The organism is Ferranicluibacter rubi (assembly GCF_011603255.1).
Taxonomy (GTDB): domain Bacteria; phylum Pseudomonadota; class Alphaproteobacteria; order Rhizobiales; family Rhizobiaceae; genus Ferranicluibacter; species Ferranicluibacter rubi.
Genome location: NZ_JAANCM010000011.1, coordinates 103,190 through 117,555, shown reverse-complemented (window position 1 = coordinate 117,555; position 14,366 = coordinate 103,190). Strand labels below are relative to the sequence as shown.

Below are 14,366 nucleotides of genomic sequence, written 5' to 3'. Positions count from 1 at the left end.
CTATCCACGCGAACATGAACGGCGGATGACCGGAGACGTGAAGAACACACGAAAAAGCCACCGGACGTGGAACATCCGGTGGCGATAATCTGCAAACGTGTGGAGCGTCAGACCGAGACCCAGGCCCCGTTCCGCTTCGATGACCGCACGCAGGCATCCACGAACAGCATGCCCTTCATGCCATCATCGATCGTGGGATAGGTGACGGCCGGATCGACCTTACTGCCCGAGCGCTTCGCCTGGATGGCGCGGGCAGCCTCGGCATAGATCGTCGCAAAGCCTTCGAGGTACCCCTCGGGGTGGCCGGAGGGAATGCGGGAAACCCGGTTGGCCTCCTCAAGCGCGCCGGCACCCATGCGGGTCAGGAGCTGTTTCGGCTGGCCGAAGGGGGTGTACCAGAGATAGTTCGGGTCCTTCTGCGTCCATTCAAGCCCGCCCTTGGTGCCGTAGACGCGCACCTGCAGCCCGTTCTCGTGGCCCGGCGCCACCTGACTGCACCAGAGCAGACCCTTGGCGCGCACGCCGTCCTTCTCCTTGAAACGCATCATGACATGGGCGTTGTCATCGAGTGCACGACCCTCCACGAAGCTGTCGAGATCGGCTGCGAGCTCCTCGAGCTCCAATCCGGAAACGAAGGCACCGAGATTATAGGCATGCGTGCCGATATCGCCGGTCGAGCCACCCGCGCCGGAACGCGCCGGGTCCGTGCGCCATTCCGCCTGCTTGGAGCCGGATTTTTCGACCGCATCCGTCAGCCAATCCTGCGGATATTCCACCTGGACGAGCCGCACCGTGCCGATATCGCCCTTCGCGACCATGGCCCGCGCCTGCCGCACCATGGGATAGCCGGTGTAGTTGTGGGTGAGGATGAACAGGGCCTCGCTCTCGTCCGCCAGCGCCTTCAGCTTGCGGGCGTCGCCAAGTGTCGAGGTCAGCGGCTTGTCGCAGATGACGTGGATGCCGCGCTTCAGAAACTCCCGCGCCGCCTCGTAATGCACATGGTTCGGCGTGACGATCGCCACAGCCTCGATGCCGTCCTTTAGCTTCGCCTCGCGGATCGCCATCTGCCGATAATCGGCATAGGTGCGGGCCGGATCGAGTCCGAGTTCGAGGCCCGAGGCCTGCGCCTTTTCGGGCGTCGAGGACAAAGCGCCTGCGACCAGCGTGAACTGGTCGTCGAGACGCGCTGCCATGCGGTGCACCGCGCCGATGAAAGCACCCTGCCCGCCGCCCACCATTCCGAGCCGGATGCGCGGCTGCCGCGCCTCCGCTACCTTACCTTCGATGGCCATTCCTGTTCTCCGTTTTCATGTCGCGTAAACGCGGTGTCGTCAGATGCCGAGCATGCGCCGATTGGCAGCTTCATCCGTTCCCCCAGTGGCGAAATCGTCAAACGCCTTTTCCGTCACGCGGATGATGTGGTGTTTGACGAACTCGGCCCCTTCCCGAGCGCCATCCTCCGGATGCTTCAGCGCGCATTCCCACTCGACCACGGCCCAGCCGTCGAAATCGTTCGCCGTCATTTTGGAGAACACCGCGCCAAAATCCACCTGCCCATCGCCCAGCGACCGGAAGCGGCCGGCCCGGTTCACCCAGCTCTGAAACCCGCCATAGACGCCCTGCCGGCCGGTCGGATTGAACTCCGCGTCCTTGACGTGGAACATCCGGATGCGGTCCTTGTAGATGTCGATATTGTCGAGATAGTCGAGGCATTGCAGGATGTAGTGCGAAGGATCGTAGAGCATGCAGGCGCGGGCATGGTTGCCGGTGCGCTCCAGAAACATCTCGTAGGTGATGCCATCATGCAGGTCTTCGCCGGGATGGATCTCATAGCATATGTCGACGCCGCAATCCTCGGCATGGTCGAGGATCGGCTTCCAGCGTTTCGCCAGTTCGTCGAAGGCGGTTTCCACCAGCCCTGCCGGACGCTGTGGCCACGGGTAGAGATAGGGCCAGGCAAGCGCGCCCGAGAAGCTCGCCATCGCGTTCAGGCCGAGGTGCTTCGACGCGGTCAGCGCGAGCTTCACCTGATCGACGGCCCATTCCTGACGCGCCTTCGGATTGCCCCGCACCTCCGGTGCTGCAAACCCGTCGAAGCCCTCGTCATAGGCCGGGTGCACGGCGACCAGCTGGCCTTGAAGATGGGTGGACAACTCGGTGATGACGACGCCGTTGTCGCGCGCCTGGCCTGCCAGCTCGTCGCAATAGCCCTTGGACTCCGCAGCTTGTCTCAGGTCGATGAGGCGCGCATCCCATGTGGGTACCTGCACGCCCTTGTAGCCGATATCGGCCGCCCATTTCGTGATGGCATCGAAGGAATTGAACGGGGCCTCATCGCCCGCAAACTGCGCCAGAAACAAGCCCGGCCCCTTGATCGTCTTCATCTTACAACTCCTCCATCCTGTCGATCGGCCGCAGCGCAGCGATCCTGTCGAGCAGACCTTTCGGCCTGCCATCCTCTTTACGATCACGCCCGCCTGCAACGTTGCAGCCGAGCGGTACGGTATCACTCTGACATATGGGCGCAACCCGTTCCGGCCATAGACAGCGCGACGTTTCGTCCGCTCAAGGCATGAAAAAGCCGCCTGCGGGATGTCCGCAGGCGGCCCTCGATCGCTGATCAGAACGGCGAATCCGGGAAGTAGAACTTCTCGGCATTCTCCTTGGTCACCAGCGTCGCATCCAGCGTATAGGTGCCGCTGACCGGGACCTGATCGTAGAGCGCGGACGCCGTCAGTTCCATCGCCGTGCCGACCATGGCCGGGGGATAGAGAACGTCGACCGGGATCATCTTGTCGCCGTCCATGACCTTCTTGATCATGTCCTTGGAGCCGGCACCGGCCACCACATACTGGATGTCCTTGCGGCCGGACTGTTCGATGGCCTGCAGCACACCCACAGCCATATCGTCGTCCTGGCACCAGACCACATCGATCTTCTGGTACTTGGTCAGGAAGTCCTGCATGACCTTGAAGGCATCGTCGCGGTTCCAGTTGCCGAACTGACGGTCGAGCACCTTGACGTTGGAGCCGGCAATGCCCTTGTCGAACCCGTCCTGACGCTGCTGGTCGATCGGGATCGGCAGGCCGCGGATGATGACCACTTCGGCGTCCGGCGTCTTGCCCGCGATGTACTTGCCGGCGACTTCGCCGAGCGCGGGGTTGTTGCCGGCCACGTAGAGATCGCGGATCGTGTCGTCATTGACGCTCGGTGCGCGGTCGACGATGGTCACGAACTTGCCCTTGTCCTTGACTTCCCGGATGGCGTTGACCAGCGGATCCGGATCGGACGGCAGGATGACGAGCGCGTCGATGCCCTGCGTGTTGAGGTCCTGCACGGCGTTTGCCTGATTGGCAGCGTCCGGCGATGTCTTGACGATGACGTTGAGGCCGGGATGTTCGGCCATCAGAAGCTTCGCCACGCGCTCGGCATGGAACACCACGCCGGACGTCCAGCCGTGGTCGGCGGCAGGGATCGACACGCCGATCGTCTTCGTCTCCTGCGCGAAGGCACCAGATGACAGGGCCGTGCCTGCCAGCGCCATAACGAATGCCAGTCCCAGAATACGTTTTTTCATGTTTCTCTCCTCCCGATGATGCGGGCTTCTGGGCATTGGCCCGGGCGCTCGCAAACCCTTATCCCGTTCATGGCCGCCTGATCAGGAACCTCTGGACCAGCATGGCGATGATGATGATGGCGCCCTGGATCGCGCTCAGCAGATACTCGCTGACCACGTTCGACAGGAGCATGATGTTGCCGACGATCTCCAGAATGAACGCGCCGCAGATCGTCCCCCAGATGCGCCCGACGCCGCCACGCAGCGCCGTGCCACCGACCACCACAGCGGTGATCGCCTGCAACTCCCAGAGAATGCCCGTGGTCGCCGATGTCGATCCGAGCCGGGGCACGTAGATGAGAACCGCAATGGCGACGCAGAGCCCCTGGATGATATAGGCAATGGTACGGACGCGGTTGACCTTGATGCCGGAATAGCGCGCGACATCTTCATCGGAACCGACCGCGACGACATGCCGTCCGTAGCGCGTGCGATAAAGCACGAAAGCACCGATGGCCGCCGTGACGAAGATCACGACGATCGGCACGGGAACGCCGAGGATAGTGCCGAAATAGGCCGGCCGGTAAAGCGACTGGACGGCCGGATCGCGCAACGTGATGGCGCCGCCCTGCGAGAGCCATGTCGTCAACCCGCGATAGATGCCCATGGCGCCGAGCGTCGCGATGAACGGCTCGATGCGGCCGACGGTGGTCACCAGCCCGTTGGCGAGCCCGCAGGCCGCCCCCACAAGAACGGCGATGCCGACCCCCGCCAGAAGCGTCATGCCGGGACTGCCCGCCGCACCGCTGTTCAAAAACAGGATCATCACGCTCGCGACGAAGGCGACTATGGCCCCCACGGAGAGATCGAGCCCGCCGGACGAAATGACGAAGGTGGCGCCGACGGCGATGACCGCGATGAAGGCGCTGCGCGCCAGCACATTGGTCAGGTTGTCGATGCTGAGGAAATTCGGATGCGCGAAGGCGCCGAGCACCAACAGCAGCGCCAGCGCGATGAAGGGCGCGACGGCCCCGAGGTCGATATTGCGAATGGATCGTGCCGGCTTTGCGCCGTCTGCCGTGATATTGGTCATTGTCCCCCGCGTCACGCGGCCTCCCCAGAAACGCCCCCGGACACCCCCGTGGCCAGCACGACGATATCGTCTTCCGTCATCCGCTCGCCCGCGACCTCGCCGACGATGCGCCCCGACCGCATGACGACGATCCGGTCGCAGATGCCGATCAGCTCCGGCATCTCCGAGGAGACGACGATGATGGACCGGCCCTCCTGGGCCAGGCGGGCGATAAAGGCATAGATCTGTTCCTTGGTGCCGATATCGATGCCGCGTGTCGGCTCGTCGATGATGACGATCTGCGGGTCGAGCAACATCATCTTGGCGATCAGCAGCTTCTGCTGGTTGCCGCCCGATAACTGCCCGGCCAAAAGGTCCTTGCGGCCGGTTCGGATATCGAAATCCTTAATCGCCGTATCGAGCGCCGCGTGTTCCTTCTTGCGATCCACCTGAAACCCGCGCACGAAACGACCGAGCGATGCGAGCGTGAGGTTGACGCGCAGATCCTTGGAAAGCAGCAGCCCCTTGCCCTTGCGGTCCTCCGAGAGATAGACGATGCCGGCCTTGAGGCTGGCATGCACATCGCGAAACTGGACCGGGCGCCCGTGCAGCATGATTGTGCCATGCGCCGGGCGAAGACCGACCAGACCCTCCATCAGCTCCGTCCGCCCCGCGCCGACGAGACCTGCAAAGCCGAGGATCTCCCCTTTGCCGAGCCTGAAGCTGGCATTCGTCGCATAGCCGGGCACGGACAGGCCGGAAACCTCCAGCACCGCCTCGCGGGACGCGACGGATACACGATCCGGATAGAGCTTGGCGACGTCGCGCCCGACCATCAGCCGCGCCATGTCGGCGGGCTGCAAGGTGGAGGCCGCGTGCGTGGCGACGGTGCGGCCATCGCGCAGCACAGTCACCGTATCAGCGATGTCTTTGACCTCCGGCAGGCGGTGCGAAATGTAGAGCACGGCGACGCCACGGTCGCGGATGTGCCGTATCAGCTGAAGAAGCGCCGCCGTCTCGTGCGGCGTAAGGGATGCGGTGGGCTCATCGAAGATGACGACCCGGTGAGGCACCAGCAGCACGCGGGCGATCTGCACGAGCTGGCGCTGCGCGATCGACAGCCGGGCAACGACCGTGCGCGGATCGATGTGGGCTCCGAGTGCATGGACAGCCTCGCGCGCACCCTCGTTCATCGCATTGTCATTAAGCGTCAGGCCACGGACCATTTCGCGGCCGAGATAGATGTTCTGGGCGACGGTGAGATCGGGCGCGAGCAGGATTTCCTGATGCACCAGCACGATGCCGCGCGCCTCCGCATCAACAGGCCCCGACAGCGTAACCGGCTGGCCGTCGATCAGGATCTCTCCCCGCGTCGGCGGAAGATTGCCGGCGATCAACTTCATCAGCGTCGATTTGCCGGCGCCGTTCTCGCCAATGATCGCGTGTACCTTGCCGGCCTCGATCGTGAGGTCGATACCCTTCAGCACCTCGACGATGCCGAACGTCTTGGACAGTCCGCTCGTTTGCAGCAGGGGCGAAGCGGTGTTCATGCAACGCTCCGCATCGCGAACGCCCCAGACGAAACGCGAGGTGCGCAATGCAAGCGTAGAAATACAGATCGGCGCGCTGACGGGTGTCCGTCGCAAGCGCCAAAAGGTGCTGTCGAAATCACGCTGAATCTCCTCCGAAATCGAAGCTAGCGCAATTGATGAGGTACGTAAAGCAGCTTTGTCTGCCTGATCACGGAGAGGTGTTCAACCCTCCCTAAGACATTGTTAAAGTACGATTACCCTGAAAAATAGGGTTTGCAGCGCGCGGAAAGCATATCCGGCGCGTTCGCTTCCACGAACGCGCCGGATATGGATCATGTCTCGATCGCCTAGACGTAGCGGTTGACCACGTTCTCCAGATATTCCTGACGGCCGGAGCGAGGCTGCGGATTGAGGTCGGTCGCTTCCACATGCGCGGCAAGGTCCTCGAGCGACATGGATGTCAGGCGCTTGCGGCCATCTTCCGTGCTCCAGCCTGCATAACGCGCGTCCAGCGGACCGGACAGCGCCTTGTCCTCGACCATCTTCGCCGCAGCCTTCAGGCCGCGAGCGCAGCAATCCATGCCGCCGATGTGACCGATGAGAAGATCTTCGGCATCCAGCGACTGCCGGCGCAGCTTGGCGTCGAAATTGGTGCCGCCGGTGGTAAAGCCGCCGCCGGCCAGAACCTGATAGTAGGCGAGCGCCATTTCCGGGACGTTGTTGGGGAACTGGTCGGTATCCCAGCCGGACTGGTAGTCGTTGCGGTTCATGTCGATCGAGCCAAACAGGCCGAGCGCATTGGCGAGCGCCAGCTCGTGTTCGAAGGAGTGACCGGCCAGGATGGCATGCCCCTGCTCGATGTTGAGTTTGACTTCATTCTCGAGCCCGTAGGACTTCAGGAAGCCGTAGACGGTTGCGACGTCGTAGTCGTACTGGTGCTTGGTCGGTTCCTGCGGCTTCGGCTCGATCAGGATCGCGCCCTTGAAGCCGATCTTATGCTTGTACTCCACCACCATGTTGACGAAGCGGCCGAGCTGGTCGAGTTCCTGCTTCAGGTTGGTGTTGAGCAGCGTCTCGTATCCTTCGCGCCCGCCCCAGAGCACATAGTTCTCGCCGCCGAGCTTGACGGTCGCGTCCATGCAGGTCTTCACCGTCGCAGCCGCGAAGGCGAACACATCAGGATCCGGATTGGTGGCTGCACCCGACATATAGCGCCGATGCGAAAAGAGGTTCGCGGTGCCCCAGAGCAGCTTAACGCCCGTCTCCTGCTGTTTGCCGGCGAAGTAATCGACGATCTCGTTCAGGTTCTTCGTGTTCTCGGCGAAACTCTTGCCTTCCGGCCGCACGTCCGCATCGTGGAAGCAGTAATAAGGCACGCCCAGCAGGTCGAAGAATTCGAACGCGACGTCGGCCTTCAGCTTCGCCGCCTTCATGCTGTCCTCGAACCAAGGGCGCTCGAAGGTCTGTCCGCCGAAGGGATCGCCGCCCGGCCAGACGAAGGTGTGCCAATAAGCAACCGCAAAACGCAGATGCTCTTCCATCCGCTTGCCCATGACCACCTCGTTCGGGTCGTAATGGCGGAAGGCCAGTGGGTTGGTGCTGTCAGGCCCTTCGAAGCGGATCTTCTGGATGTCCTTGAAATAACCGGTGCTCATGATGTCTCCTCCAGTGGTGTCTGTGTTCGGGATCAGTAGGCGGCGCGGATGGCGGGATAGAGCCGGCCATAGCGCTGATAGGCGTCCTCATAGGCCTCGCGCAGCGAAGCGACCGGCTCCACCGTGTGGGCGGTCTTCGGCGGCGTGAAGACGGAAAGCGGGTCGGCACCGGTGGCAGCGACAAGGCCGAGACGGGCAGCCCCGAAGGCCGCACCGAAGTCGCCATCGGCCGGCACGTCGACCGGCAGGTCGAGCGCGGTCGCGATTGACGACAGCCAATAGGCGGACCGCGATCCGCCGCCGATCGCGGTCATTCGGTGCAGCTGCGTCCCCGCAATCTTCAAGGCCTCAAGGCTGTCGCGGATGGCGAAGGACACGCCTTCCAGCACCGCCTGCGTCAGCACCGCCCGGCCGCTCTCATGGCCAAGGCCGATAAAGGCGCCGCGGATGGTCGCGTCGTTGTGCGGCGTCCGCTCGCCCGAGAGGTAGGGAAGAAAGGTGACGCCGGTCGGCGCCTGCAGCGTATCGCCCAGCTCCTGTGTCAGCTCGGAGGCGCTGCGGCCGGTGACGCCGGCATGCCAGTTCAGCGCATCGGTGGCCGACAGGATGACGCCCATCTGGTGCCATGTGTCGGGAAGCGCGTGGCAGAAGGCGTGAACGGCACTTTCCGGATTGGGCAAATAGCGCGCATTCGCCGCAAAGAGCACGCCCGACGTGCCGAGCGAAACGAAAGCCTGCCCCTCGCCGATCGTGCCCATGCCGCAGGCAGACGCCGCATTGTCGCCGGCACCGCCAGCCACCACGACCCCGGCACCCATGCCCCAGCCGGCCGCAAGATCCGACTTCAGCGTGCCGGCAGGCGCCGTTCCCTCGACCAGAGACGGCATTTGCCGTTCGCTGAGACCCGTTGCCGCCAGCAGGCTTTCCGACCAGGCGCGCTTGCCCGTATCGAGCCAGGACGTGCCGGCGGAATCCGACATCTCCGACATGTGCTCGCCCGTCAGCCAGAGACGCAGATAGTCCTTCGGCAGCAGCACCCAGCGCACCTTGGCAAACACGTCCGGCTCGTTCTTCGCCACCCAGGCGAGCTTCGGCGCTGTGAAGCCGGGGAACACGATATTGCCGGTGATGGCGCGAAACTGCGGATCGGCGTCGAGCGCTGCGGCCTCGGCATGGGACCGCGTGTCGTTCCAGAGAATGCAGGGGCGCAGCACGCTGTCGCTCTCATCGAGCAGCGTCGCGCCATGCATATGCCCGGACAGGCCGATGCCGCGCACGGCGGCAAGCTCGGTCGGATGCGATGCCTTCAGGCCGGCGATCGCCTCCTGCGTGGCGCGGACCCAGTCGGCCGGGTCCTGCTCGGACCAGCCGGGATGCTGGCGCAGCACGTCGCAGGCGCCGGTCGCCGAACCGATAATGCGCTGCTCGCCGTCGATAAGCAGCGCCTTGACGCCGGACGTGCCGAGATCGATGCCGAGATACATGGAATGCTCCTAGTTTGCGCCACTTGCGGCGCCGGATGGGCGAAGGGACATGCCGTCCGCATCGTCTGCGAACGGCAGGTTGTCCTTGAGAAAGATATCGATACGGATGCGCTCCTGCGCCTCCACCGCGGGAATGCCGTCGGCCTTGGCCTTGAGAACGCGGATGGCGCTGCGCACCTCATGGCCTGCATCCTGGTTGAGCACGGCATCGATCAGGTCGCCTTCGAGCGCAGCGCGCGTATGGGGCGTGAGTTCATGCGCGATGACGGCGCGGGGGCGCGGCCGGTCATGACGTTGCAGGGCCGCGATCAGGCCGCGATTGCCCGCGCCGAGACTGTAGATGCCCGCGACATCCGGATGCCGCGCCAGAAGATTGGCGATCAGCCGCTCCGTCGCTGCCGGATCGTCCTGCCCCTCGAGCACCGGCAGCACGCGGCAGGTATCGGACAGCGCGGCGCGGAACCCGTCGAGCCTGTCGCGATGGTCGCGCACCAGCATCGAGCCGGCGAGCACGGCAATGGTGGCGCGCTCCTGCCCGACGAAGCGGCGCATCAGGCTGCCGGCCGTGCGCCCCGCCGCGTGATTGTCGATGCCGGCGAAATGATCGCGGCAGGAAGGACCGAGGTCGGACACCAGCGTTACTAAGGGAATACCGGACGCCTGCACGCGACGCGCAGCGTCCACCACGTCGGGCGCATCCACCGCCACGACGGCGATGCCCGCCGGCTCGTTGGAGATCGCCGCATCGAGCGCACGGGCAACGGCTGCACCGTCGAACGGGGGAACGATGACCAGCGAGATCGCCACACGGTCGGCGGAAGGCCGCGCCATGGCGTCGCGCACATGCTGTTCCAGCCCGCGCATGAACGAGTTGTCACCGGCGGGAAGAATGAAGGTGAAGGGGTAGACCCGGCTCTTGGCAAGGTTCGCGGCCGCCATGTCGCGGACGAACCCGATGGCTGCGATGGCAGCCTCGACCCGCATGCGCGTCGCCGCCTTCACGCCCGGCCGCCGGTTCAGGACCCGGTCGACCGTGGCCAGGCTGACGCCCGCTTCTGCAGCGATATCGTGAACGGTCGGTCGCATGGCTCCTCCGGAAACGAGGTCTAGAGGAATTCTTGATGTACGTAAATCAGAAATTTTCAGGGAGTATCATCGAAACGAAAAACGCCGGCATGAATGCCGGCGTCGATCACCAGGACTAGCTTTCTGTCAGTGCCCGCCGCCGGCACTGGGCGCCACCGGCTTCGGCTTCTGGATCACGAGGACGCAGAAGATCAGGGCACCGAACAGGCCTGTCAGCAGCACGAAGATATCGGCGAACGACAGGATGGACGCCTGCCGCTGGACGATGCCGGCAAGCTGCTTCATGGCGATCGTCGCGCCGTCCATGCCGTGGGCGTTGTAGTTCCCGGCGATCTGTTTCAACTGCTCCATCGCCTCCGGATTGCTCCAGGTCACATGCTCGGAAAGCTGGGCGTAATGCACGTCCTGCCGTCGCGTGAGAATCGTGTTGATCGCCGCAAGCCCCACCGCGCCACCGAGATTTCGGGTGAGGTTGAACACGCCGGACGCGCCGCGGATCCTGTCGGGCGGCAGCGTGCCCAGCGCCACGTTGTTGATCGGCACCATGCACATCATCATGCCGAATCCGCGCAGGATCTGAGGCACCAGAAGCTCGTAGAAATCCCAGTCGGTGGTGATGTTGGTCATGATGTAGGTGCCGCTGGAGAACGAGGCGAAGCCGATGACCATCAGCACGCGCGGGTCGAATTTGCCCGAGAGAATGCCGGCGATCGGCGCCGTGCAGAACATGGCGACGCCCGAGACGAACATGGTCTCGCCGATCATCAGCGAATCATAATGCCGGATCTGCCCGAGATAGAGCGGGTAGAGATAGGTGAGCCCGTAGAGCCCGATACCCATGATGAAGGAGAAGAGGGAGCCGAAGGCGAAGTTCCGATTGGAGAAAGCGCGCAGATCCACCACCGGGAAATCGACCGTGAACACTCGGTAGAAGAAGATCACGGCCGCGACGACGCAGGCAACGGCGCCCAAGAGGATATGACCGTCGCTGAACCAGTCGTTCGTATTGCCCTCCTCCAGCACATATTCGAGGCAGCCGAGAAAGACGCCCATGGAGAGAAGCCCCCACCAGTCGAACTTCTTGATGAGGCTAAGCTCCGGCTTGTCGAAGTCGATGTAGTTCCAGGTGACGATTGCCACCACGATCCCCGGGGGAATGTTGACGAGGAACAGCCAGTGCCAGGAAAAGGCATGGCTGAGATAGCCGCCAACGGTCGGCCCGATGGTGGGCGCCAGCGTCGCGATGAGACCGATGATCGGTGAGACGATGTTGCGCTTGGAGGGCGGGAAGATGGTGAAGGCCGCGGCGAAGACGGAGGGGATCATGCCACCGCCAATGAAGCCTTGCAGCGCGCGGTAGATGATCATCTGGTCGATGTTCGTGGCGGTTGCTGCAAGCGCACTGGCAACGGTGAAGCCGGCCGCCGAGCAGGCAAAGAGCACGCGGGTGGAGACGATACGCGCGAGCGTACCCGAAAGCGGGATCATGATGACTTCGGCGATGAGATAGGCCGTCTGCACCCAGCCGATCTCATCGGAACCGGCAGAGATCCCGGCCTGGATTTCGGCAAGCGATGCGGAGACGATCTGGATGTCGAGGATCGACATGAACATGCCCACCACCATCGCGAAGAACGCGATCAGCCGGCGCGGGTCCATCTTCTCTTCCGCGCCGGCCCTGGCGCCGGAGCCGGAGCCCGCCGTCATCGCGCCAGGCCGCCCGCCGGCGGTCGCAGTTGCACTCGCAGCCATAGGGTTGCTCCCGTGCGAACGCCGCCGCCTGTCGAAAGGCCCGCAGAACGCTCGATATCGTCAGAAAATGTCGTCCCGGGCGGCAGGGCGGAGCCGCTGTCGCCCGGGAAGAAGGAGAAACGAGGTGTTACCGCGCGGCGGCCGTGTCGGTCGTCTGCGGCGCGGTGCGCGTGTCCACATCCACGACGACGCTCAGGCCGGCCTGCAGGCGCCCGCTGTCGAGCACGTCCTGCGGCAGGGCGATGCGCACCGGCACGCGCTGGATGACCTTGGTAAAATTGCCCGTCGCATTTTCCGGCGGCAGCAGCGAGAAGACGGAACCGGAGGCCGGCGCGATGGACTCGACGGTCGCCTCGATCGGCTTGTCGTCATAGGCGTCCACATGCACCTTCACCTTGGAGCCCGGCACGAGACCGGCGATCTGCGTCTCCTTGAAGTTCGCATCGATATAGAGCTTGTTCACGGGCACGAGGGCCGCAAGGCGCTGGCCGGCGGAGACGAGATCCCCGTCCTGAACCGCGAGATTGCCGACGACGCCGTCGTAAGGGGCTTTGAGGACCGTAAATGCGAGATCCCGCTCAGCCTTGTCGCGCGACAGTTCCAGCGAGCGGATCGTACTTTCGGCCTCGGCGCGCTGGGCTTGCAGCACCGAGACGTTGGCGGCAGCGGCCGCGATCGTCGCATCGGCTGCGAGCACGTTGGCCCGCGCCTGGTCCAGCGACACATTGGCGCTATCGAGGGAAGCGACCGAACCCACGGCCTTCGACTGGAGGTCACTGGCACGCTTCTGCGTGATTTCGGCCCCGCGCACGGTCGCTTCCAAGGCGGTCTTCTGCGCCCGGGCCTGCAGCAGGCTCGCCTGCGCACCGGCGATCTGCGCATCGAATCGCGCAAGAGACAGTTTTTCGGTTTCGATCTGGGCCTGCGCCTGATCGGCGGCGATCCGGTAGTCGCCATTGTCGAGCGTGACGAGCGGATCGCCCGCCTTCACCCGCTGGTTGGCGACGACGTTCACCGTCTCGACATAGCCGGAGACCTTCGGGGCGATCGACGTCAGGTCACCTTCGATATAGGCATCGTCGGTCGAGATCATGAAGCGGCCATTGGTCCACCACTCATAGCCGAACCAGCCCGCAGCCCCGAGAACGGCAAGCCCGATGATCGGCACGACCAGACGGCGGCGCTTCGGCTGTTTTGCCTGTGCATCGGGAGCGGGTGCGGCGATGGGCGCAACGGCGGCAGGCACATCATCGGCACGGGCCGTGGGCGCACCATCCGCCGTGTCGAAATCCTCACCCACCGGCCGTACATGCGCTGCCGATGTCTTGCTGGAACCTGCCATGGTCGACGTCCCCGAAAATTGGCGCGAGAAAATAGTAAGAAAAGCAAACTGAACCGCTCAGTTCGATTTGACATAGGCAAGTCCATCCCGCATATCAAGCGAAATCGAACCGCTCGGTTCGAAAAGTTCATGATGGGAGAATGCGATGCCTGCGCTGCAGCCAGCCGATGCCCCAACGATAACCGTCAAGGCCGATGCTCCCGTCGCCGAAGCGTTGCAGCCCGGCGCGTCCATGGCAGATGCCGGGACGGGCGGCCGACGGGTGGCGGGCGAGGATCCGGTCAAACGTGACCAGATCATCGACGGCGCCAAGCGCGTCTTCATGGCCGTGGGCTTCGATGCCGCCAGCATGAACGACATCACCCGCGAGGCCGGGGTCTCCAAGGGCACGATCTACGTTTACTTCGGCGGCAAGGAGGACCTGTTCGCGGCCATGATCGAGCGCGAGCGTGCCAAGGTGGTTGCTAGCATGAAGCACGTGCTGCAGAGCAATCACGGGCCTGTCGATGCCGTCCTGCATGATTTCGGCGTAACGTTCGTCACCCATATATGCTCGGACAAGACCGTGCGCGGCATGAAGATGGCGCTGAGCGTCAGCGAGCGCATGCCGGCCCTCTGCCAGCGCTTCTTCTCGGCCTCGCCGGAAAACGGCTACTCGATCTTGAAGACCTATCTCGAAAGCAAGATCGCCGATGGGCTGCTGGAGATCGAGGATACGGATCTCGCCGCGCGGCAGTTCATCGAGCTCTGCATGCCCGGCCTTTTCAAGCGCCGTCTGTTCGGCTGGCTGCCTGTTCCGCCGGACGCGGACGAAATCGACCGGACGGTTCGCTCGGCCATCGCGATGTTTCTAAAGTTCTATATCGCGAAAACGTGAAGTAATGTGA

11 protein-coding genes are annotated in these 14,366 nt (G+C 63.7%); 1 reads left to right on the top strand and 10 read right to left on the bottom strand.

Annotation, left to right across the window (positions count from 1 at the left end):
• Positions 1–107 precede the first annotated feature (107 nt).
• The 10 genes from G8E10_RS19565 to G8E10_RS19520 all read right to left on the bottom strand — a co-directional run bounded on the left by G8E10_RS19565 (position 108) and on the right by G8E10_RS19520 (position 13,479).
• On the bottom strand, positions 108–1,292 hold the full coding sequence (locus G8E10_RS19565) for a Gfo/Idh/MocA family protein (RefSeq protein ID WP_167130396.1): 1,185 nt from the start codon (positions 1,290–1,292) through the stop codon (positions 108–110).
• A 39-nt stretch (positions 1,293–1,331) separates the two neighbouring features.
• Positions 1,332–2,384: a sugar phosphate isomerase/epimerase family protein gene (locus tag G8E10_RS19560; RefSeq protein ID WP_167130395.1), complete on the bottom strand. Its 1,053-nt coding sequence runs from the start codon at positions 2,382–2,384 to the stop codon at positions 1,332–1,334.
• Positions 2,385–2,620: 236 nt separating this feature from the next.
• Complete coding sequence (locus G8E10_RS19555) at positions 2,621–3,577, bottom strand: substrate-binding domain-containing protein (RefSeq protein WP_110730233.1); 957 nt, start codon at positions 3,575–3,577, stop codon at positions 2,621–2,623.
• Positions 3,578–3,644: 67 nt separating this feature from the next.
• Positions 3,645–4,649: an ABC transporter permease gene (locus G8E10_RS19550; RefSeq protein ID WP_167130437.1), complete on the bottom strand. Its 1,005-nt coding sequence runs from the start codon at positions 4,647–4,649 to the stop codon at positions 3,645–3,647.
• 11 nt (positions 4,650–4,660) lie between these two features.
• Positions 4,661–6,178 carry a sugar ABC transporter ATP-binding protein gene (locus tag G8E10_RS19545; RefSeq protein ID WP_167130394.1) on the bottom strand — a complete coding sequence of 506 codons (1,518 nt, stop codon included), beginning with the start codon at positions 6,176–6,178 and terminating at the stop codon, positions 4,661–4,663.
• 329 nt (positions 6,179–6,507) lie between these two features.
• A complete protein-coding gene (gene xylA / locus G8E10_RS19540) occupies positions 6,508–7,815 on the bottom strand; it encodes a xylose isomerase (protein WP_167130393.1) in 1,308 nt (435 codons plus the stop codon).
• A 32-nt stretch (positions 7,816–7,847) separates the two neighbouring features.
• Positions 7,848–9,299, bottom strand: coding sequence for a xylulokinase (gene xylB / locus G8E10_RS19535; RefSeq protein ID WP_167130392.1), 1,452 nt, complete (start codon positions 9,297–9,299; stop codon positions 7,848–7,850).
• Between the two features lie 9 nt (positions 9,300–9,308).
• Entirely contained in the window at positions 9,309–10,385 is a 1,077-nt protein-coding gene (locus G8E10_RS19530; RefSeq protein ID WP_167130391.1) for a LacI family DNA-binding transcriptional regulator, read from the bottom strand.
• Between the two features lie 126 nt (positions 10,386–10,511).
• Entirely contained in the window at positions 10,512–12,137 is a 1,626-nt protein-coding gene (locus tag G8E10_RS19525; protein WP_167130390.1) for a DHA2 family efflux MFS transporter permease subunit, read from the bottom strand.
• 127 nt (positions 12,138–12,264) lie between these two features.
• Complete coding sequence (locus tag G8E10_RS19520; protein ID WP_167130389.1) at positions 12,265–13,479, bottom strand: HlyD family secretion protein; 1,215 nt, start codon at positions 13,477–13,479, stop codon at positions 12,265–12,267.
• A gap of 232 nt (positions 13,480–13,711) precedes the next feature.
• Here G8E10_RS19520 and G8E10_RS19515 point away from each other — a divergent pair, with 232 nt between their 5' ends.
• Positions 13,712–14,356: a TetR/AcrR family transcriptional regulator gene (locus tag G8E10_RS19515; protein ID WP_132665264.1), complete on the top strand. Its 645-nt coding sequence runs from the start codon at positions 13,712–13,714 to the stop codon at positions 14,354–14,356.
• Positions 14,357–14,366 lie beyond the last annotated feature (10 nt).